The organism is Streptomyces sporangiiformans, assembly GCF_005768555.2.
Lineage (GTDB): Bacteria > Actinomycetota > Actinomycetes > Streptomycetales > Streptomycetaceae > Streptomyces > Streptomyces sporangiiformans.
This window is the reverse complement of sequence record NZ_VCHX02000168.1, coordinates 61390-80890: the sequence shown is the minus strand read 5'-3', so window position 1 is coordinate 80890 and position 19501 is coordinate 61390. Positions and strand designations below refer to the sequence as shown.

Genomic DNA, 19501 nt, shown 5'->3' with positions numbered 1-19501 from the left:
GGGGGTGGGGGTGCAAGGGGTCTGCGCGGCGGTGCTTCGGCGCCGCCGCGCGGGCGTTTTCGCGGTGACCTTGACACTCCCAGGTATCTGACGGACAGTCAGAAACCCTTGTTCGTACGAGGTCGGGAGGGCCGCTCACCGTGCACCTCGCCCCTACCGAGCGCCAGCGACGCCTGCGCGCCGAACTCCGTACGTACTTCCGTGACCTGATGCCGGACGGGCCGCCGCCCGCAGACTCGGGGCGACAGCGGGCGCTTCTGCGGCGGATCGGCGCCGACGGATGGCTCGGGCTGGGCTGGCCCGTCGAGTACGGAGGCCAAGGGCGAGGCGCCGACGAGCAGTTCGTGTTCTTCGACGAGGCCTACCGGGCCGGTGCGCCGGTGTCGATGGTGACGCTGAACACGGTCGGTCCGACACTGATGAAGTACGGCACCGAGGAGCAGAAGGACTTCTTCCTGCCGCGGATCCTGCGCGGGGAACTCGTGTTCGCGATCGGGTACAGCGAGCCGTCAGCCGGCACGGATCTGGCGTCGCTGCGGACCCGGGCCGTGCGGGTGGATGCGGAGAAGGGGCGTGAAGGCCGCGGTGACTGGCTCATCGACGGCCAGAAGGTCTTCACCTCCAACGCGCAGCACGCCGACTGGATCTGGCTCGCCTGCCGTACCGATCCCGAAGCGCCCAAGCACAAGGGCATCTCGATCCTGCTCGTGCCCACCGACGCCCCCGGTTTCTCGTGGACACCGATCGAGACGGTCGGTGGGCTGACCACGACCGCCACGTACTACGACGGCATCCGCGTCCCGGCGGGCAATCTCGTCGGCGAGGAGAACGGAGGCTGGGGCCTCATCACCAACCAGCTCAACCACGAGCGGGTCGCGCTCGCGGCGATCGGCATGCAGGCCGAGGATTTCTACGCGGCCGCGCTGGCCGCCGCCCGTACGCCTGATCCGGTGACGGGACGGCGCAGGGTTGACGAGCCGTGGGTGCGGTCGAGGCTGGCCGAGGCGCATGCCCGGCTGGCGGCATCGCGCCTGCTCAACTGGCGTTTGGTGGGGGATGTCGGGGCCGGTCGGCCGGCGCCCGGTGATGCGAGCGGCGTGAAATTCGTGGGAACCGAATCGGCGGTCGCGGTGTACCGAATGTGTCAGGAAATTGTGGGAGCGGACGGGCTGGTCCGCTCGGGTTCGCCGGGGGCGTTCGGGGACGGCGAGCTGGAGCGGATGAACAGGGCGGCGCAGATCAACACGTTCGGGGGCGGGGTGAGCGAGGTGCAGCGGGAGATCGTGGCGACGATGCGGCTCGGGATGACGAGGGGGCGACGGTGAGCGGTGAGGGGGTGGGCCCGGACGACGAGCGGGCGGACGTGAGCGAGGACGTTGCAGAGGACGTATATGCGCGGCTGAAGGCGTACGAGGGCCGGGCGTCCGCCGTCGGGGGTGCGGGCAAGGACCTGGTCAACGAGCCGATGATCCGCCACTGGTGCGAGGCGATGGGCGACACCAATCCGGCGTACGCGGGGCCGGACGCCATGGCGCCGCCCACCATGCTCCAGGCGTGGACGATGGGGGGTCTGTCCGGGCACGCGGCACGCTCGGAGGCGTTCGACGAGTTGCTCGGCCTGCTCGACGGCGCGGGCTACACGTCCGTGGTCGCCACCGACTGCGAGCAGGAGTATCTGCGGCCGCTGCGGCCTGGCGACCGGATCACGTTCGACGCGCTGATCGAGTCGGTCTCGCAGCGCAAGACGACCAAGCTCGGCACGGGGCACTTCGTCACGACACGGATGGATGTGCGGGCAGGAGGTGAACTGGCAGGGACGCATAGGTTCCGGATCCTCAAGTACGCGCCTGCGGCCCAAGGGCGGGAGGGGGCTTCGGAGAGCTCAGCGCGTCCCAGGCGTCCCCGTCCCGTCGTCAACCGGGACAACGCCGGGTTCTGGGAGGGCGTGGCCCGGCACCGGCTGCTGATCCAGCGCTGCGACGGATGCAAGACGCTGCGCTTTCCCTGGCTGCCGGGGTGCAACGCGTGCGGGTCCCCGAAGTGGGACACGGTCGAGGCGAGCGGCGAGGGAACCGTCTACTCGTATGTGGTGATGCACCACCCGCCCTTCCCCGCCTTCACCGCGACCGATCATGCCGCTGCCGCGGCGGGGCCCTACGCGGTGGCGCTGATCGAACTCGCCGAGGGAGTGCGGATGATCAGCAACGTGGTGGGCGTGCCGCACGACGAGGTGCGGATCGGGACGCCGGTGCGGCTCGAATTCCTGCGGGCGGACGAGGAGTTGGAGCTGCCGGTCTTCCGTGCCGTCGAGGGGAGCGAGGGCTGACATGGACTTCACGCCCACGGAGGGGCAGGCGGCGGCCCGTGATCTCGCCGCGCGGATCTTCGGCGACCTGTCCACGCATGAGCGGCTCGCTGCCGCCGGGCCGGGCAGCGACGCCGAGCTGTGGAAGACGCTGTGCGAAGCCGGGCTCGTGGCCGCCGTCGAGGACATAGGGCTCCTCGGACTGGTGCTCCTGCTGGAGGAACAGGGACGGACGACAGCCCAGGTGCCGTTCGCGGCGAGCTGTGTGTACGGGCTGTTGGCGGTGTCGGCTCACGGTTCGGCGGAGCAGCGGGAGCGGCTGCTGCCGGACATCGGGGACGGGACGGTGGTGGTGACCGGAGCACTTCCCGAGGCCGCCGTACGGGTGGACACGCGCGGCGAGTTGAGCGGGACCGTGGCCGTGGTGCCGTGGCTCCGCGACGCCACGCACGTCCTGGTCGCGGACGACGAGCGCCGACTGTGGCTGGTGCGGACCGCCGACGCGCGGTGCGAGCCCGTCGAGCTGACGGCGCCCTGGTCGGCGGGGCGGCTGACGCTGGACGGCACACCGGCGGAGCGGCTCGGGCCGAGCACAGGCTCGACGCGAGACGAGGGCGGGGACGGCGGCGGGGGGTCCGGCGCAGGCGTGTATGACGTCGGGATGCACGACGGCGCCGTGCGCGACGACAGCCTGCACGACGACAGCGTGCACGGCCACAGGGTGCGCAGCGAAAGGGTGCGCGACGCTCGGGTCTATGACGACGTGCTCGCCACCGCTCGTACCGCCTTTGCGGGGCTGCAGGCCGGAGTGTGCGCGGGTTCGCTGGCCCGGGCCGTGGAGCACACCAACACCCGCGAGCAGTTCGGGCGGCCCCTGGCGGCCAAGCAAGGGGTCCAACTCCGGGCCGCCGACGCGTACATGGACACGGAGGCGATACGAGTCACGGCGTACGAGGCGGCGTGGCGGCGCGACGAGGGTCTGGAATACGGCACGCACGCGCTGACCGCCGCGTGGTGGGCGTCCGAGGCGGGGCAGCGCGTCGTCCACACGGGCCAGCATCTGCACGGTGGCATGGGGGCCGACCTCGACCATCCCGTGCACCGGCACTTTCTGTGGGGGCGGCAGCTGGACGCGTATCTGGGGTGCGGGAGCGAAGTGCTCCAGGAACTGGGGGAGTTGATCGTGCAGGGAGAGGAGGGGGACGCATGAACATCGACGCGACGCCCGTGGGGGCGATGGGGCCGGTGGGGTCAGTGCGTACCGGGGACACGCTGCCGCCGCTGGAGATCGAGATCACCCGCACGCTCATCGTCGCCGGGGCCATCGCGTCGCGCGACTACCAGGACGTGCACCACGACGCGGAGCTCGCGCGGGAGAAGGGCTCCCCCGACATCTTCATGAACATCCTGACGACCAACGGGCTCGTCGGCCGCTACATCACCGATCACTTCGGCCCAACGGCAGTTCTCCGCAAGGTGGCGATCAGGCTGGGGGCGCCCAACTACCCGGGCGACACGATGGTGCTGACCGGCACCGTCGAGGAAGCCGAGGGCGACACGGTCACGGTGAGGGTCGTCGGGACCAACGGCATTGGCAAGCACGTCACGGGGACGGTGACCCTGGTGCTTCCGGGCGGCGCCGACCGGGTGAGCCGGCCATGAGCGTACGGACGAGGGACTCTCTGGGCGGCCGGGCGGCGGTCGTCGGGATCGGGGCCACAGAGTTCTCCAAGGACTCGGGCCGCAGTGAGCTGCGGCTGGCGGTGGAGGCGGTGCGGGCCGCGCTCGACGACGCGGGGCTCACGGCGGCCGATGTCGACGGCATGGTGACGTTCACGATGGACACCAGTCCGGAGATCACCGTCGCCCAGGCGGCCGGCATGGGGGACCTGTCCTTCTTCTCGCGGATCCACTACGGGGGCGGCGCGGCCTGCGCGACCGTCCAGCAGGCCGCGCTCGCGGTGGCGGCCGGGGTGGCCGAGGTCGTGGTCTGTTACCGGGCGTTCAACGAGCGGTCGGGGCGGAGATTCGGTTCCGGGGTGCAGCGGAGGGAGCCGTCGGCCGAGGGCGCGGCGCTCGGCTGGTCGTTGCCGTTCGGGCTGCTCACGCCGGCGTCCTGGGTGGCGATGGCGGCCCAGCGCTATCTCTACACCTACGGCCTGGGACCCGAGGCGTTCGGGCACGTCGCGGTCCTGGACCGGAAGTACGCGGCGACCAACCCGGCGGCGTACTTCCACGGCAGACCGATCACGCTCGCCGACCATGCCGCCTCGCGCTGGATCGTCGAGCCGCTGCGGTTGCTGGACTGCTGCCAGGAGACCGACGGCGGCCAGGCCCTGGTCGTCACCTCGGTGGAGCGGGCGCGCGATCTGCCGCATCCGCCCGCCGTGATCACCGCGGCCGCGCAGGGCGCGGGCCGGGGGCAGGAGCAGATGACCAGCTTCTACCGCGACGATCTGACAGGGCTGCCGGAGATGGGTGTGGTGGCGCGGCAGTTGTGGCGCACGTCCGGGCTGACGCCGGCCGAGATCGACGTGGGGATTCTGTACGACCACTTCACGCCGTTCGTGCTGATGCAGCTCGAGGAGTTCGGGTTCTGCAAGCCCGGCGAGGCCGCGGACTTCGTCGCCGAGGAGCCGCTGCCCCTGAACACGCACGGCGGCCAGCTCGGGGAGGCATACCTGCATGGGATGAACGGCATCGCGGAGGCGGTACGACAGCTGCGCGGGACGTCCGTGAACCAGATAGCCGGCGCCCGCCGAGTGCTGGTCACGGCGGGCACGGGGGTTCCCACGTCGGGTCTGATTCTGGAACGGGGCGAGCGGGACTGATGCGGTGGCCGGACGAGCAGGGCTGATCCTGGAGCCTGAACAGCGGATTCATCCTGGGGAGGACGACGGAGGTGCCGGTTTGTCCTGCTTCCCCTGACCACAGGCCGCGCGGCTCTGCTCCTTTGGAACCCCGCGGAGCCCAGACCTACTCCTGCGGAACTCCCCGAAGCCCGTCGCTACTCCTCTGGGAGCCGTCTGTCAGGGGTGAACCCTCAGGGGAACGGGCCGTCGTGTCCACCTTCAGGAGGTGGGGGCAGCACCACTCCTACAACCTGAGGCGGACAACGCTTCGGGACCTCCGGCCGATCCGCTGGAGAGAGGGCGATCCTAGCGTGGAGCCATGACCACACCCGTCTGCACCAGCGCTTCGAACGCCGCCACGCCAAGGGCGCAGACCCTCGCGTACCCGACGTTCGCGTCGTACGTGAAGGCCCGCCAGCCCGTGCTGCTGCGTACCGCGCGCTCGCTGACCGCGAACCCGAGCGACGCCGAGGATCTGCTGCAGACCGCGCTGACGAAGACGTATGTCGCGTGGGAGCGGATCGAGGACCACCGGGCGCTCGACGGCTACGTACGCCGGGCGTTGCTGAACACGCGGACGTCGCAGTGGCGGAAGCGGAAGGTCGACGAGTTCGCGTGCGACGAGCTGCCGGAGCCCGAGATGCCCCCGGCCGGGGATCCGGCGGAGCAGCAGGCGCTGCACGACGCGATGTGGCGCGCGATCATGAGGTTGCCGGCCCGACAGCGGGCGATGGTCGTTCTGAGGTACTACGAGGATCTGAGCGAGGCGCAGACGGCGGAGGTGCTCGGCGTCTCGGTCGGCACGGTCAAGTCGGCCGTGTCGCGTGCGCTCGGCAAGCTCCGTGAGGACCCGGAGCTCGAGCCGGTCCGCTGAGTGATGCGGTGCCCTTGCCGGGGCCGTGCGTTGAGCCCGGCCACCGCCGTGTGCACCGTCCGCCCGGCCCGGGGCGCAGCAGCAAAGCCCCGGCAAAGCGCCCGCAAAGCGCCCACCAGGAGATCGCCTTCACCACGACGTGATCGATCATTCCCGGTACTAGTGACATACCGCGCGGTATGTGAGCAGAATCAGCGCAACCCTTACCACCGCGTAGGCAACGTCGCCCCCGGGAGGACGCCGTGCAGAGCACGATGCAGGACGTACCGCTGCTGATCTCGAGGATCCTGACCCATGGGTCGGCCCTCCACGGTTCGTCGCAGGTGATCACGTGGACCGGAGAGGGGGAGCCGCGGCGGCGCTCGTTCGCCGAGGTGGGGGCACGGTCGGCCAAACTCGCGCACGCGCTGCGTGACGACCTCGGGGTTCAGGGCGACGCCCGGGTCGCGACGCTGATGTGGAACAACCCGGAGCACGTGGAGGCGTACTTCGCGATCCCGTCCATGGGTGCGGTCCTGCACACGCTCAACCTGCGGTTGCCCGCCGAGCAGCTCGTCTGGATCGTGAACCATGCCGCCGACCGCGTCGTCATCGCCAACGGTTCGCTGCTGCCGCTGCTCGCGCCGCTGTTGCCGCACCTCAAGTCGGTCGAGCATGTGGTCGTCTCGGGTCCCGGCGACCGTTCGCTGCTGGACGGGGCGTCGGCGCAGGTGCGGGTGCACGAGTACGAGGACCTGATCGCGGACAAGCCGGAGACCTACGACTGGCCGGAGCTGGACGAACGCCAGGCCGCGGCGATGTGCTACACCTCCGGGACGACCGGCGACCCCAAGGGCGTCGTCTACTCCCACCGCTCCATCTATCTGCACTCCATGCAGGTCAACATGGCGCAGTCCATGGGGCTCACCGACCAGGACACGTCTCTCATCGTGGTCCCGCAGTTCCATGTGAACGCCTGGGGGCTGCCGCACGCGACGTTCATGACCGGCGTGAACATGCTGATGCCGGACCGTTTCCTGCAGCCGGGCCCGCTCGCCGAGATGATCGAGAGCGAGCGCCCGACCCACGCGGCGGCCGTCCCGACCATCTGGCAGGGCCTGCTCCAGGAACTCAAGGCCAAGCCCCGGGACGTGAGTTCGCTCGGCCAGGTCACCATCGGCGGGTCCGCCTGTCCGCCCGCCCTCATGGCCGCCTTCGACGAGCTGGGCATGCGCGTCTGCCACGCCTGGGGCATGACGGAGACCTCGCCGCTCGGTACCATCGCGCGGCCGCCGGCCCGGGTGATCGGCACGGACGAGGAGTTCGCGTACCGCCTTACGCAGGGCCGTTTCCCCGCGAGCGTCGAAGCGCGGCTGACCGGCCCCGGCGGTGAGCGGCTGCCCTGGGACGGCGAGTCCGCGGGCGAGCTGGAGGTGCGCGGCCCGTGGATCGCGGGCGCGTACTACGGCGGTCAGGACGCGGAAGTCCTGCGCCCCGCCGACAAGTTCAGCGAGGACGGCTGGCTCAAGACCGGTGATGTCGGCACGATCAGTCCCGACGGATACCTGACCCTCACCGACCGCGCCAAGGACGTCATCAAGTCCGGCGGCGAGTGGATTTCGTCGGTGGACCTCGAGAACGCCCTGATGGCCCACCCGGACGTCGCCGAGGCCGCCGTCGTCGCCGTCCCGGACGACAAGTGGGGCGAACGCCCCCTCGCCACCGTCGTCCTCAAGGAAGGAGCCACCGCTGATTTCGCGACCCTGCGCGCCTTCCTCGCCGACGAGGGCAAGATCGCCAAGTGGCAGCTCCCCGAGCGCTGGACGGTCATCGAGGCGGTGCCGAAGACGAGCGTGGGCAAGTTCGACAAGAAAGTGCTGCGCGGGCAGTACGCGGCGGGCGATCTGGACGTCACACAGATCTGACGGCTTTTGGGCCGGTATGTGAGTTGGGGCGCTGTTTCACGTGAAACAGCGCCCCAACTCACATAGGTGAAGCAATCAGTTCGTGCCGATCCGGGCGAGCAGGTCCACGATCCGGCTCTGCACCTCGGTGCTCGTGGAGCGCTCGGCGAGGAACAGGACCGTCTCCCCCGCAGCCAGGCGCGGGAGTTCGGCCTGGTCTACGGCGGCGGTGTAGACGACGAGTGGGGTGCGGTTGAGCTGCCCGTTCGCGCGCAGCCAGTCCACGATTCCGGCACGGCGGCGGCGTACCTGCATCAGGTCCATCACCACCAGGTTCGGCCGCATCTGCGCGGCCAGGGTGACGGCGTCCGCGTCGGACGAGGCCCGCGCCACCTGCATCCCGCGCCGCTCCAGCGTCGAGGTCAGTGCGAGCGCGATCTCCGCGTGCTCTTCGATGAGCAGCACGCGCGGCGGGTGCTGCTCGCTGTCGCGGGGCGCCAGCGCCTTGAGGAGTACGGCGGGGTCGGCACCGTACGCCGCCTCACGCGTCGCCTGTCCGAGGCCTGCCGTCACGAGTACCGGGACCTCGGCTGCGACCGCGGCCGTACGCAGCGACTGCAGGGCCGTACGCGTGATCGGGCCGGTCAGCGGGTCGACGAAGAGCGCGGCCGGGAAGGCGGCGATCTGCGCGTTGACCTCCTCGCGCGAGTGGACGATCACCGGGCGGTAGCCGCGGTCGCTCAGCGCCTGCTGAGTGGTGACGTCCGGCGCCGGCCAGACCAGCAGTCGGCGCGGGTTGTCCAGCGGCTCCGGGGGCAGTTCGTCGTCCATCGGCTGCGGCTGGGGCTGATCCGCGACCTCGATCGCGCCGCCGGGGCCGTCGAGCGGCTCGGGGCCTTCGTCGGCGTTCTCGTCGGGGGCCCCTATGGCGTACGAGCGGCCGTTGCCGTCAGTGGCGTCGGCCAACCGGGTCTGCGGCGCGGGTTGCTGGGCCTGAGGTGCGGGCTGCTGGGCCTGAGGCGGCTGGGGGTGCGGGCGGGCCGCCGCTTCGGCGTGCTCGGCCGCGGGCTCGGGGACAGGCACCGGCTCGGGCACGGGCTCGTTACGGGTGCCGAGTTTGCGGCGGCGGCCGGAGCCGTTGGTCCCGTTAGGGGGAGGGGTGGAGGCCTGGGACTGAGGCTGGGGTCCCGCCTGCGGCTGCGGCTGCGCCTGTGCCTTTGCCGGCTGCGGTTGTGGTTGTGGCTTCGGGGCCGCCGGGAGCGCGGGCTGGTTGGGCTGCGGCTGCTGTGCGTCGCTCATCCGGCGGCCGAAGGGGACGCCCTGTCCGAGCGTACGCACGCTGAACGCACGGCCCTGGGTGGAGTCGGGGTCCACGGGCGCCGCGGGGAGCGCGGGGGCCGCAGGGGACGCGGGGGCGGCAGGGGGCGCTGCCTCGGCGGGGAGGGGCTGGGCTGCGCGGGGGGCAGTTCCCGTGGTGTTCGCGTCCGCTTCCGGCTGGGCGGGCTGGGACGCGGCCGGGGTGTCGGCGGTGTGCGCCCAGCTCTGAGGGCCTGGGGCAGCAGTCGGTTGGTGCTGGGGTTGGGGCTGGGGTTGGGCTTGAGGTTGAGGCTCGGGTTGGGGCTGGGCGGTCTGCGTGACGGGGGTGGTGCCCTGGGGTGACGTACCGGCATTCGCGGGGGTTCCGCTCGCCGTCGTCGCCGCGGGGATTCCGCCTGCGGGGTTGGTCGCCGCGGCGGCGGCCTGCGCGGGGACGCCCTGCGGAGGCACGCGTTGTGCCGAGGCACTCTGCTGCATGCCCTGTCCGGTAGCCCCCGGGACGGCACCGGGAACTCCCTGATCGGGAACTCCTTGACCGGGCACTCCTTGACCGGCATCCCCCTGAGCCGGAGCCCCTTGGACCGCGGGGCTCATCTGCGCCGGGGCACTCTGCGCCGGGCCACTCTGCGCCGCCACCGGCGCGGGCGCCCCTTGTCCGGGAACGCCGGGGGCATCCTGCACCGCTGCCCCCTGCTCCTGCCCAGGCAGCGCGGCCGCCCCCGCCGTGTCCCCCTGCGCCTGTCCTTGACCTGTGACCCGCCGAGCCCGTCGACGGCCGGTCGGAGCCTCCACCGGATGCGGCTGTGGCGGGGTGTGATCGTCGGCTGATTCGTGCAGTGCCGCATCGTGGCGGCCTTCGTCGGTCTGGCCCTGGACCTGCACCTGCACCTGGCCCTGGCCATGAACCTGACCGTGGCCATGCTCCTGGGCGGCGTACTCGGGGCCGCGGTCGGCATTCGCCGGAGGCAGCGCGAACACGGAGCGCGGCTCGGCCTCCTGTGCGGCGGCGCGCTCCGCCGCGGCCGCCAGCGCACGCCGACGCCGTCCCGTGGGCTGAGCCGTCCCGTCACCGGCGTGGGCCTGAGCTGGAACCGATCCGGAACTCGCGGGCAACGCCGCGGGCAGGGCCTGTCGCGCGTCGTCCCGCAGCGCACGCCGCTCCCCGGAGTGGGGAACCCCCTGCGGAGGCACCGTCTCCCCGAGGCCGGTGGCCGCGGTCCCCGCGGCATGCTCGGCCGCGGTCATGACGGAACCCTCGGCGACCCCGCCGCCTTCCGCCGGACTGGGCCGTCCGCGCCGCCGCCCGGTCCCACCTGCTGGACCTGTTGCACCCGCTCCACCGGCACCGCTCGGCCCGTCGAGAGCGGCCCCGCCGGGCCCCTCCTCGGTCCCGTCGCCCGCGCCAGGAACCGACGCCTGTGTCCCGTCCCCGGAGTCGGCCGCCCGCCTGCGTCGCCGCCCGGTGGGCGCGGACCCTCCGGTGTCCGTCGAAGACGCGACCTCGCTCTCCAGGAAGGCGTCCACCGAGGCCCGCCGGGCCCGCCGCCGTCCGCGACCGCCCTGGGGCGAGCCCTGCTGCTCAGGCAGCGCAAGCGCGGTACCGGGCCCACCGGCCGTCGGCGCACCCGACTCACTCGCCGCGCCTGCCGCGTCCGTCGCGCCGGGGCCCGGATCCATGGACACATCCACACCCGCGCCAAGGGCCGGCACCTGAGCCGGAGCCGGAGCCGAAACCGCCCCGGCCCCACCCCCGATCGGCACCTCGAGCACGAACGCACTGCCGCTCATCCCCGGCACCTCGTGCGTCTGCAGCACTCCCCCGTGCGCGCGCACGATGCCGCGCACGATGGGCTCGTGCACCGGGTCTCCCCCGGCGTACGGCCCACGTACCTCGATCCGTACGACCTCACCGCGCTGGGCCGCCGCCACGACGACCGTGTTGTCCATGTAGCCACCGGCCGAGACCGGCGCGTTGCCCGTCGAGTCGACGCCGGCGACGTCCGCGACGAGGTGCGCGAGGGCGGTGGCGAGCCGCTGCGGGTCGACCTCGGCCTCGATGGGCGGCGCGTGCACGGCGAACTGCACCCGCCCGGGGCCGATCAGCTCGACGGCCCCGTCGACGCCGGCGGCGACGACCGCGTCGAGCATGACCTTCGTACGGGCGACGTCCTCGGCACCGATGTCGAGCCGCTGGTAGCTGAGCACGTTGTCGATGAGCGTGGTGATCCGCGAGTAGCCGGCCGCGAGGTGGTGCAGGACCTGGTTGGCCTCGGGCCACAGCTGTCCGGCGTCGTCGGCGGCGAGGGCGGACAGTTCACCGCGAAGCTGGTCGAGGGGGCCGCGCAGGGACTGCCCGAGCACGGAGAGCAGCTGCTCGTGCCGCGCGGCCAGCGCCTCGTACCGGTCCTTCTCCCGCTCGGCGAGTGCGGCGTACCGGTCGTCGCCCGCGGCCAGTTCCTCCTCGTGCGCCTCGCGCAGCTCGGAGAACTCCTTGCCGTGCTCCTCCCGGAGCGAGGCCAGCTCTGCCGCGTGCTCCTCGGCGGTCCGCGCGAGCTCCTCCTGATGCCGCAGGTCCGCCGCGTCCTTCTCCTCCGCCAGCGCGTCGTACGGCCGCCGGTCGGTGAAGGTCATCACAGCGCCGACGAGCTGGTCACCGTCCCGTACGGGCGCGGTCGTCAGGTCGACGGGCACTCTGTCGCCGCTCTTGGACCAGAGCACTTGCCCGCGCACCCGGTGCTTGCGCCCCGAGCGCAGGGTGTCGGCGAGCGGCGACTCCTCGTACGGGAAGGGCTCGCCGTCGGCGCGCGAGTGCAGCATCAGCGGGTGCAGTTCCTGCCCGCCCAGGTCGCTGGCCCGGAAGCCGAGTATCTGTGCGGCGGCCGGATTGACGAGTACGACCCGCCCCTCCGTGTCGGTCCCGATCACGCCCTCGGAGGCGGCCCGCAGGATCATCTCGGTCTGCCGCTGTGATCGCGCGAGTTCGGCCTCGGTGTCGACGGTGCCCGAGAGGTCGCGTACGACGAGCATGAGCAGCTCGTCGGCGGTGTAGCCGTAGCCGTCGTACGCCTGCTGGCCGTCCTCCAGGTTGGCGCTCGTGACCTCGACCGGGAACTCGCTGCCATCGGTGCGGCGGGCCATCATCCGCCGCGGTTTGGTCTGCCCGCGGGGGTCGGTGGTGGCGGGCCGGCGCATGGACCCGGGAATCAGCCGGGAGTCGAACTCGGGCAGCAGATCGAGCAGCCCGCGTCCCACCAGAGCGGTGCCCGGGGCTTCGAACGCCTCCAGGGCGATGGTGTTGGCGTTGACGACGGTGCCATTGGCGTTGACCAGCACCAACGCGTCGGGAAGCGCGTCGAGTATGGCAGCGAGGCGAGCAGCGCCTCGGGATGGCCTGCTGCTCACGAGACGCTTCCTCCCTGTTACCGCACCTTGCCAACCGCGGAAGCCATCTTGCCAACCAGTCCGCGACGTGTCACCCGAGGGAGTCTACGGCCAGTGGTTGCGCTCGGGACGCCGGATGAGAGGGAGGTCGCACGCAGATGAGAGACAGAGAAGACGCAGAAGAGACGCAGAACCTGTGACCTCCCCTTTTTTTGAGCTGCTCTGGGCGTCGCGCTTGAGCTGCTCCGGGCGTCGCGATCGAGGTGCCCTAGGCATCGAGCTCCGGAAGTACGGGCACGAGGGCGTCCCACCGCGCGATCTCACACCCGTCGCCGCGCTCGTACGTCGCGTCGATGGGCCGCCCGGCCCAGGTCCCCGTGACGTGAGCGGTGGCCGGACCGCCGTACTGCATCGTGCACATCCCGTCGGGCCGGGAGGGCGCGAAGGGGTCCTGGCCCCAGTGCGTCCTCCTGTCCAGCTGTGCGCAGGCGGCCTGGGCGTCGGGGTGGGTGCCACCCGCCGGATGACAGTCGAGCTCGTACGTCCCGTCCATGCCGTCGCCCGCGTCGCTGACCGCCACGGTGAGGTGGTCGGCGTCGTGCGCCGGCGGCGTCGGGAGGTGGGGAAGCGTTTCGGCGTACGCGGCCGGGGGCGCTGTGGCCAGCGCGGCGAAGGACGCGGCGGCGGAGGCGGCGGCGGTGAGAGCGAGGCGGCGCAACATGGCGGGCTCCACGGGGTGCGGGCGGAAGGGGGATCGAATCGGGATGCAATGGGGCTGGAATGGGGCCACGGGCCCCACATCACTAACGCCGCCCGTCCCGCGACGTTGCGCCGCGGTCAGTGCTTTGCCCTCCGCCCTTTCCGCCTAGTACCGTAGGGGGCGATTGGTGACACCCCGCTCGGCTGTGTCATCATCTGCAACGCACCACTCGCGCTCGCGCGGGCGGCTGTGCTGGAGGCGTCGCCTAGTCCGGTCTATGGCGCCGCACTGCTAATGCGGTTTGGGCCTTAAAGCCCATCGAGGGTTCAAATCCCTCCGCCTCCGCCACATGATCCCGAAGCCCTGGTCATCAGTGACCGGGGCTTCGGCCGTTCCCGCGGCCCCGTCCCCGGCGGGCCGCTTCTCGACCGTTTATTGGCCATCTTCCCAGGTCAGGCCGGGTGCGGTAAACGGATTTCGCCTCACGCCGCCAGTCATGTAATGTTGTTCCCGCGACGCCGACCGGGCCGAAAAGCCCGCCAGGAAGAGCCAACACAACAGAACACGCAAGCACTCGTAGCTTAACGGATAGAGCATCTGACTACGGATCAGAAGGTTGCAGGTTCGAATCCTGCCGAGTGCACACAGGTCAGGGGCCCCGGAGTGATCCGGGGCCCCTGGCGTTTGCGGGCCGTACCGCAGCGAAGTACGGCAACGGCAACCGTGACCGGAGCGCTCGGCCGGCTCGCGGATAGGGTGTCCGCGCATGTCGCACGGCGACCGGGGGGTCGAGGTCTGTGCGGCGCGGGAGGGGGCGTTCATGAAGAGCAAGACCGGCAGAGCGGGACTCATGGCCATGGTGCTGGCTGCACTGGTGGGATGTGGGGCCGGCGCATCCGAGGGAGCAGAGGACTCGACGGAGACGGAGCGGGCATCGACAGCTCCTGCTTCAGCGAGGCCGTCGCATGCCAAAGCGCGCCTCTCTCCTGAGGTTCTGCAGAGCCGGTGGTGGACATGGGCGTTGTCGGAGCCTGAACGCACGAGCCCGGTCGCTGACGAGGACGGAAGTGCGTGCGGGAATAACCAGCCGCAGGATGTGTGGTTCCTGGCGGGCACGTTCGGCACTCAGGTCAAGCGCACCTGCAGCGTCCCCAACGGGGTACCTCTCGCGTTCCCCCTCGTGAACCTGATCGGTGGCCCGGCGGACTGCACAGACTTCATGAGCGCAGCCAAGGGATCCGCAGTCCTGGACGGTAAGAGGGTCGACTCGGAAACCATCCGGGGAGAGGCGATCACCGCGGAGGGCGTCGCCGACAATCCCGTCACCGGTACGGACGGGCGCTTCAGCGCCACCGGGTGCGGCCTGTGGGTCCAGTTGCCCCCCTTGCGGCCCGGAAAGCACACGCTGACGATTCGCGGTCAGTCCGAGGATTTCGCGACTGGTGTGGATTACTCCCTGACAGTTGATCCCGCGTAGGAGAAGGGCGCGTAGGAGACCCCGAGTTCGGGATCTCCTTGACTGACGCGAGCGGGGTGCGCGACTGCCGTCGGCCGACTGCGGGTGATCCGCGGATCGCCGCCCAGCAGACGGGGGCCCTCCGGGCCGTCGCTAAGGGCGGATGTAGGGGCGGGTCATGATCTCCATGTTGTGGCCGGCCGGGTCGTCGAAGTACGCGCCGCGTCCACCGAACAGGCGGTTGATCTGGCCGGGTTCGTTGTGGTTCGGGTCGGCGTAGTAGGTGACGCCGATCGCTTCCAGTCGGGCGATCATGCTGTCGAACTGCTCGTCGGGCACGAGGAACGCGTAATGCTGCGGCTGGATCGGCTCGTCTCGCTTCTCGTAGTAGTCGAGCGTCACCCCGTTGTTGAGGTCGACGGGGAGGAACGGCCCGAATGGAGCGCTGACTTTCAGACCCAGCACCGCGGCGATGAACTCGGCGGACAGGTGCCGGTCACTGGCGTAGATGGCGGTGTGGTTGAGCTGGACGGTGGTCGTCGGAAGCTCGGATTCATGCGGGTACTGCGATGCATTCGGCATGGGCGGTGTGTGTCTCCGGGTCTTGAGGTCCGCTGAGAGTGGCGCCCCATGGGCACCGGGCAGGGCTGGAAGACTCGGAAGAGGGGCGGGGCTCTCACCCGCCTCGTGCTCACGCCGAGGCCGGGAACCTCACTCGTGTATGGCCCATGGCCGACCCGGCAGTCACCCAGCCAACCTTAGTGATCACCATGGGCTAAGACAACGCCGCGCTCCGGCCGTTCACTCGACGCCGACGGGCGAGGCGACACCGCGCAGACGGACAGTCAGCCGAACACGGGCCACAGAAGATCCGCAGTTGTCGCAACTATCTTGCTCTTGCAAGTAATGTGCAGCAAGCTGGTGCGGTCCTTACTGTCCGCCCGGGATGCGGAGTTCTGTCATGCCCCACCTGATGCCGGATGCCGGACCGCAGCGAGTTCTCGCGGGCTACTGGTGAAGAGGCAGTGTTCTGGTCTTGCGCTATTCATGTGACCGCTTGCCGGTCGAGGGCAAGTTCTAGCTGTACAACCAGCTGCCGTAAGGTGCAGCGGCCACGAGTTGGTACAGCCCGAGAGCGGCAGCTCCGAGGACAAGCAGAAACAGCCCGGAGCGCAGGAACAGCGGACCCACGACGGTCACTGAGGCGGCCTGTCCCGTGAGGGTGCGCCAGTCCCGCACGCGGCGGACGTCCCCCGCACTGGCCCACCAAAAGCCAGCACCGATCAGCAGCAGGATCGCACCGAAGAGGCCGACAACACCACTGACGACGGCCAGGAAGTCTCGTCGGTTGCTGTGGCCAGGGATACTCAAAGCCGCAACCACGAGCGGCACCACGCCCAGCAGGCCGAAGGTCACGCCTCGCCGTGCAACGTCCGCCGGCCGCAGCCGCGGCAGCATCACGCCGTCTTGGTCCAAAGCCATGGCCAGCACCCTAGCCCGCTCGGCCCGAGCAGCCACAACGTCCCCTGGCCGCCATCACGCCGACAGCCCGCTGGACCCTACGAGCCCTGACCCTGCGACCTCCTGGTCCGAGATTCAGTGCAATTAAGCACGTTTTCGAACTTCGTCTACACCGTTGGCAGTGGCCGGTATCTGACCGCCGGGGTTCTGTACTTCACGGAGGCGGTTCACCTTCCGGCAGGCCAAGTGGGGCTCGGACTAGGCATCGCCGGCGCCATCGCGCTGGCCGTGGGCATCGTCGTCGGTCACCTCGCCGATGTGTGCGGAGCACGCGGCGTCTACGCGGCCACCCTTGTGGTCCAGGCGTTGGCAACGGCCGGCTTCCTGCTGGCGGACGGCTTCTGGCTGTTCGTTCTCGCGGTGTGCGCGACTGCCGGGGCGAAGGCGGCCGGTCTGGCCGCACGTAGTCCGCTCATCAGGCACTACGGAGGGGATCGGCCCCAGGAGTTCCGACCCGTCGTCGCCGGCCCTCGCTGGAGCGCCCTGCGGGACGGGCCCTACATACTGCTCACCGCCCTCGACGGCATCATGGCCATCCAGTTCAAGGTGCTCACCGTGGCCATCCCGCTCTGGCTGGTCGGAGCCACCAGCGCCCCGCACTGGCTCATCTCGGGCACCATGCTCACCGGCACCGTGATCGTCGTCGCCTGTCAGGTGCGGGCCAGCCGCAGCATCGATTCCCCCAAGGCCGGTGGCAACGCCTACCGGCGAGCGGGCGTGGCCTTCCTTGTCTCCTGCTCGATGATCTCGCTGGCCGCGGGGGTGCCGGCGTGGGCCGCTGCCATGCTGCTCATCACCGCAGTGGTGATCCATACCGTCGGTGAGCTGTGGCACTCGGCCGCCGGTTTCGAGGTGTCCTTTGCTCTTGCCCCACAGCACGCCACCGGCCAGTACTTGGGCGTGTTCGGCCTGGGAGCCGGACTGGCCGAAGCCCTCGGGCCAGGTCTGCTCATCGCGCTCTGCATCACATGGGGGCGGCCAGGGTGGTACGTCGTGGGAGCGATGTTCGCTCTGACGGGCCTGGTCGCGCCACTCGCCGTCCGCTGGGCACAACGCTCCCAGCACACTCGGCAGATACACCTGGAGGCCAGGGAAGAGGTGCAGGCCGCATGAGCGCGGTACTCGAAGTCGGGCCCCGCCCCCCCCATCCTTCGGGGAGGCGGGGCCCGGCCTCAAGAGAGTCGGCGACTCAAGGACGTTGGCGTCCCATTTTCGCCGACTGACGGTTGTATCCCTTGGTGTCCCACCACTCTTCCAGCAGGGTGTGGACGATGTGCACGAGTTGCCGGAGTCGGTCGGGATCGGGGGACGACGAGGTGAGCACGTCCGCGAAGGACTTGTCGTCCCAGGGAAGCGTGACCACCCAGCGCTCGTCGGGACGGCCCTGACGCTCCGCGGTGAGCCAGTACGTCAACGTCGCACTGCGGTCGGGGTGATGATCGACCGACAGATCGGTGATGTTGAACCTCATACTGCCGTCACCGGTGGTGTATGAGCGGGCCAGGGCCTGCTCAGCCGGTGTGTGGGCCGCCATATGCTCCGCCCGTCCTTTCGCCTCGTCTACGAGTACGAGGGTGCCCCAGCCCGACGGCTAGCACCTGGCAGCGGCACGGGTGTTGACCTTGTACGCGGTCAGGAGGTCATTGACCCCGGCGGGCGTACCGATGATGGTGCGGAACTTCTCGTAGTTCGGGCACGTGTTGGTGTAGGTGGAGTAGCCGCCGCGGCCATTGGGCTTTCCGGACCAGATGGCGGCGCTGATCTTCCTGTCCATCGTGCTGTTCCAGCCGTGCCGCCGCTTGATGTGCTTCCAGCCCCACGTCCTGGTGCCGCAGCGCAGGGTGAACTCCTCGGGTCCACGGTAGTACTTCCGCACGACGTAGTTGCGGCTGTGGCTCCTGCACTTCGCGGCGATGCTGTCGGCGGCGACTCCGGCGACCGTGTCGCTCGAAGGGGTCGCGGCGGACGCGGAACCGGCTGTCGGGATCATCAGAGCCGAGGCAATGGCTGTGGCCATTGCCGTCTTGACGGTACGAGATGCGTTGAGACGCAAGACTTCCCCCTTTGTTGCATCCCCCGTGGTCAGCGGGGGCCTCGCATGACAGGCCTCGTCGTTCCGAGGCCGTGGCGAGACAGACGACATCACGCCTGTCCATGTACGGTCAAGTACCTTTCGATCGCGTGTCGGACACCTCGGTCGCCTGCGTCGGATCGGCGCCGACCCCTGCCCATCCGCTCGTCCAGGCCCGTTGTCAGTGGCGCCGCCTACTCTCGTGAGCGATGGCACAGGTGTGGAGATGTGCGGGGCTGCGGTGGCAGGGAGCGCAGCCGCAGTTGGTCTGGGAAGGCGGGCAGCGGAGTGCTCTTTCGCGCGGGCGGCGGGTGGCCTTTCGGGTGGCAGGGGGCGAGCGGACATGTGTCGGGGCGCGGGGGAACAGCTGTCCCGTGAGGGCTGTCGTGTCCGGGCGCAACGTCGGCGCGCGGTGCGAGGAGTGTGCGCGGCTGGAGCGTGCGCATTCCGTTGCCGCCGATACCGTCGCCGACGACCCGCGGCCGTACCACGTGTATCTCGCGTGGTTCGGGAGCGGGATGGTCAAGGTCGGGATCACGGCCGTGGAGAGGGGGGACGCGAGGCTGCTCGAGCAGGGGGCCGTGGTCTTCAGCTGGCTCGGGCGCGGGCCCCTGATGGCGGCCCGGCGGAGTGAGGAGTTGCTGCGCAGGGCGTTGGGGGTGCCGGATCGGATCCCGTACGACGCCAAGCGGGCCGTGCGCAGTGCGTTGCCCGGGGCGGCGGTGCGACGGGCCGAGGTCGAGGCGCTCCATGCGCGGGCCGTGGGGCTCGGTGGGTGGCCGGAGGCCTTGGAGCAGATGCCGTTCGCGGCCGTGGATCATGTGGGTGCGTTCGGGCTCGATGGGCTGTCGTCGGCTGTGGGGGTCGTGGGCGAGCTGGTGACGGGCGGTGTGGTGAGCGGGGAGCTGGCGGCTGCGGCCGGGCCCGATCTGCATCTGGCGACCGGGCGTGGGGTGGTCGTGCTGGACACGCGGCTGATGCGGGGGTGGGAGCTGGGTTCCGCGGACGGTCGCGCGATGGCTGTGCCGGTGAGGGAGTGCGGTGGCGGTGGCGTTCAGGAGGGGCTCTTCTGACCGGGAGCGGGGCCGGGGAGGGGCATGGACCGGATGACCACATCGCCGATCCCTCCGGGGTCCCTGTG

General features: G+C 70.4%; 16 protein-coding genes and 2 tRNA genes. 12 read left to right on the top strand and 6 right to left on the bottom strand.

The window, feature by feature from the left end; genetic code table 11:
* Window positions 1-140: 140 nt before the first annotated feature.
* From FGD71_RS29070 to FGD71_RS29040, 7 genes are all read left to right on the top strand, one after another.
* Window positions 141-1325, top strand: a complete 1185-nt coding sequence (locus FGD71_RS29070) for an acyl-CoA dehydrogenase family protein (protein ID WP_119103504.1) — start codon at window positions 141-143, stop codon at window positions 1323-1325.
* Between the two features lie 11 nt (window positions 1326-1336).
* A complete protein-coding gene (locus FGD71_RS29065; protein WP_240436825.1) occupies window positions 1337-2326 on the top strand; it encodes a bifunctional MaoC family dehydratase N-terminal/OB-fold nucleic acid binding domain-containing protein in 990 nt (329 codons plus the stop codon).
* A 1-nt stretch (window position 2327) separates the two neighbouring features.
* Window positions 2328-3515 (top strand): acyl-CoA dehydrogenase family protein, encoded by a 1188-nt coding sequence (locus FGD71_RS29060; RefSeq protein ID WP_119103502.1) that lies wholly within the window; start codon window positions 2328-2330, stop codon window positions 3513-3515.
* Window positions 3516-3559: 44 nt separating this feature from the next.
* The gene (locus tag FGD71_RS29055) at window positions 3560-3967 is read left to right on the top strand and encodes a MaoC family dehydratase (protein WP_181359298.1); all 408 of its coding nucleotides are present in this window, start codon (window positions 3560-3562) and stop codon (window positions 3965-3967) included.
* Window positions 3964-5136 carry a lipid-transfer protein gene (locus tag FGD71_RS29050; protein WP_119103501.1) on the top strand — a complete coding sequence of 391 codons (1173 nt, stop codon included), beginning with the start codon at window positions 3964-3966 and terminating at the stop codon, window positions 5134-5136. Before FGD71_RS29055 ends, FGD71_RS29050 begins: the two co-directional genes overlap by 4 nt.
* A 340-nt stretch (window positions 5137-5476) precedes the next feature.
* Entirely contained in the window at window positions 5477-6031 is a 555-nt protein-coding gene (locus FGD71_RS29045; protein WP_119103500.1) for a SigE family RNA polymerase sigma factor, read from the top strand.
* Between the two features lie 254 nt (window positions 6032-6285).
* Window positions 6286-7935 carry a long-chain fatty acid--CoA ligase gene (locus FGD71_RS29040; RefSeq protein WP_119103515.1) on the top strand — a complete coding sequence of 550 codons (1650 nt, stop codon included), beginning with the start codon at window positions 6286-6288 and terminating at the stop codon, window positions 7933-7935.
* Between the two features lie 75 nt (window positions 7936-8010).
* On the opposite strand, the gene FGD71_RS29035 is transcribed toward FGD71_RS29040, so the two are convergent.
* Complete coding sequence (locus FGD71_RS29035; protein WP_119103499.1) at window positions 8011-12633, bottom strand: PAS domain-containing protein; 4623 nt, start codon at window positions 12631-12633, stop codon at window positions 8011-8013.
* A gap of 247 nt (window positions 12634-12880) precedes the next feature.
* A complete protein-coding gene (locus tag FGD71_RS29030) occupies window positions 12881-13333 on the bottom strand; it encodes an SSI family serine proteinase inhibitor (protein ID WP_119103498.1) in 453 nt (150 codons plus the stop codon).
* A gap of 233 nt (window positions 13334-13566) precedes the next feature.
* Here FGD71_RS29030 and FGD71_RS29025 point away from each other — a divergent pair.
* The 3 genes from FGD71_RS29025 to FGD71_RS29015 all read left to right on the top strand — a co-directional run bounded on the left by FGD71_RS29025 (window position 13567) and on the right by FGD71_RS29015 (window position 14789).
* A tRNA-Ser gene (locus FGD71_RS29025) sits at window positions 13567-13660 on the top strand.
* Window positions 13661-13882: 222 nt separating this feature from the next.
* Window positions 13883-13955: transfer RNA gene (locus FGD71_RS29020), tRNA-Arg, on the top strand.
* Between the two features lie 177 nt (window positions 13956-14132).
* Window positions 14133-14789, top strand: coding sequence for a signal protein (locus FGD71_RS29015; protein ID WP_119103514.1), 657 nt, complete (start codon window positions 14133-14135; stop codon window positions 14787-14789).
* 132 nt (window positions 14790-14921) lie between these two features.
* Here FGD71_RS29015 and FGD71_RS29010 read toward each other — a convergent pair whose 3' ends face one another.
* The gene (locus FGD71_RS29010; protein WP_119103497.1) at window positions 14922-15350 is read right to left on the bottom strand and encodes a VOC family protein; all 429 of its coding nucleotides are present in this window, start codon (window positions 15348-15350) and stop codon (window positions 14922-14924) included.
* Between the two features lie 495 nt (window positions 15351-15845).
* Window positions 15846-16250: a DUF6336 family protein gene (locus tag FGD71_RS29005; protein WP_119103496.1), complete on the bottom strand. Its 405-nt coding sequence runs from the start codon at window positions 16248-16250 to the stop codon at window positions 15846-15848.
* Window positions 16251-16475: 225 nt separating this feature from the next.
* Here FGD71_RS29005 and FGD71_RS29000 point away from each other — a divergent pair, with 225 nt between their 5' ends.
* On the top strand, window positions 16476-17402 hold the full coding sequence (locus FGD71_RS29000) for an MFS transporter (protein WP_240436823.1): 927 nt from the start codon (window positions 16476-16478) through the stop codon (window positions 17400-17402).
* A 76-nt stretch (window positions 17403-17478) separates the two neighbouring features.
* Here FGD71_RS29000 and FGD71_RS28995 read toward each other — a convergent pair whose 3' ends face one another.
* Together FGD71_RS28995 and FGD71_RS49155 are read right to left on the bottom strand one after the other, a co-directional pair.
* Complete coding sequence (locus tag FGD71_RS28995; protein WP_119103494.1) at window positions 17479-17823, bottom strand: hypothetical protein; 345 nt, start codon at window positions 17821-17823, stop codon at window positions 17479-17481.
* 57 nt (window positions 17824-17880) lie between these two features.
* Entirely contained in the window at window positions 17881-18306 is a 426-nt protein-coding gene (locus FGD71_RS49155) for a hypothetical protein (RefSeq protein ID WP_240436822.1), read from the bottom strand.
* Between the two features lie 263 nt (window positions 18307-18569).
* Here FGD71_RS49155 and FGD71_RS28985 point away from each other — a divergent pair, with 263 nt between their 5' ends.
* The gene (locus FGD71_RS28985; RefSeq protein WP_119103493.1) at window positions 18570-19433 is read left to right on the top strand and encodes a DUF2797 domain-containing protein; all 864 of its coding nucleotides are present in this window, start codon (window positions 18570-18572) and stop codon (window positions 19431-19433) included.
* The last annotated feature ends 68 nt before the right edge of the window (window positions 19434-19501 follow it).

What these genes read in the sequence shown, in the direction of transcription:
- FGD71_RS29060 (WP_119103502.1), top strand. Translation starts at nt 2,328, where the DNA reads ATGGACTTCACGCCCACGGAGGGGCAGGCGGCGGCCCGTGATCTCGCC.
- FGD71_RS29050 (WP_119103501.1), top strand. Translation starts at nt 3,964, where the DNA reads ATGAGCGTACGGACGAGGGACTCTCTGGGCGGCCGGGCGGCGGTCGTC.
- FGD71_RS29045 (WP_119103500.1), top strand. Translation starts at nt 5,477, where the DNA reads ATGACCACACCCGTCTGCACCAGCGCTTCGAACGCCGCCACGCCAAGG.
- FGD71_RS29040 (WP_119103515.1), top strand. Translation starts at nt 6,286, where the DNA reads ATGCAGGACGTACCGCTGCTGATCTCGAGGATCCTGACCCATGGGTCG.
- FGD71_RS29030 (WP_119103498.1), bottom strand. Translation starts at nt 13,333, where the DNA reads ATGTTGCGCCGCCTCGCTCTCACCGCCGCCGCCTCCGCCGCCGCGTCC.
- FGD71_RS29015 (WP_119103514.1), top strand. Translation starts at nt 14,133, where the DNA reads ATGAAGAGCAAGACCGGCAGAGCGGGACTCATGGCCATGGTGCTGGCT.
- FGD71_RS29010 (WP_119103497.1), bottom strand. Translation starts at nt 15,350, where the DNA reads ATGCCGAATGCATCGCAGTACCCGCATGAATCCGAGCTTCCGACGACC.
- FGD71_RS29005 (WP_119103496.1), bottom strand. Translation starts at nt 16,250, where the DNA reads ATGGCTTTGGACCAAGACGGCGTGATGCTGCCGCGGCTGCGGCCGGCG.
- FGD71_RS28995 (WP_119103494.1), bottom strand. Translation starts at nt 17,823, where the DNA reads ATGGCGGCCCACACACCGGCTGAGCAGGCCCTGGCCCGCTCATACACC.
- FGD71_RS49155 (WP_240436822.1), bottom strand. Translation starts at nt 18,306, where the DNA reads ATGGCCACAGCCATTGCCTCGGCTCTGATGATCCCGACAGCCGGTTCC.
- FGD71_RS28985 (WP_119103493.1), top strand. Translation starts at nt 18,570, where the DNA reads ATGGCACAGGTGTGGAGATGTGCGGGGCTGCGGTGGCAGGGAGCGCAG.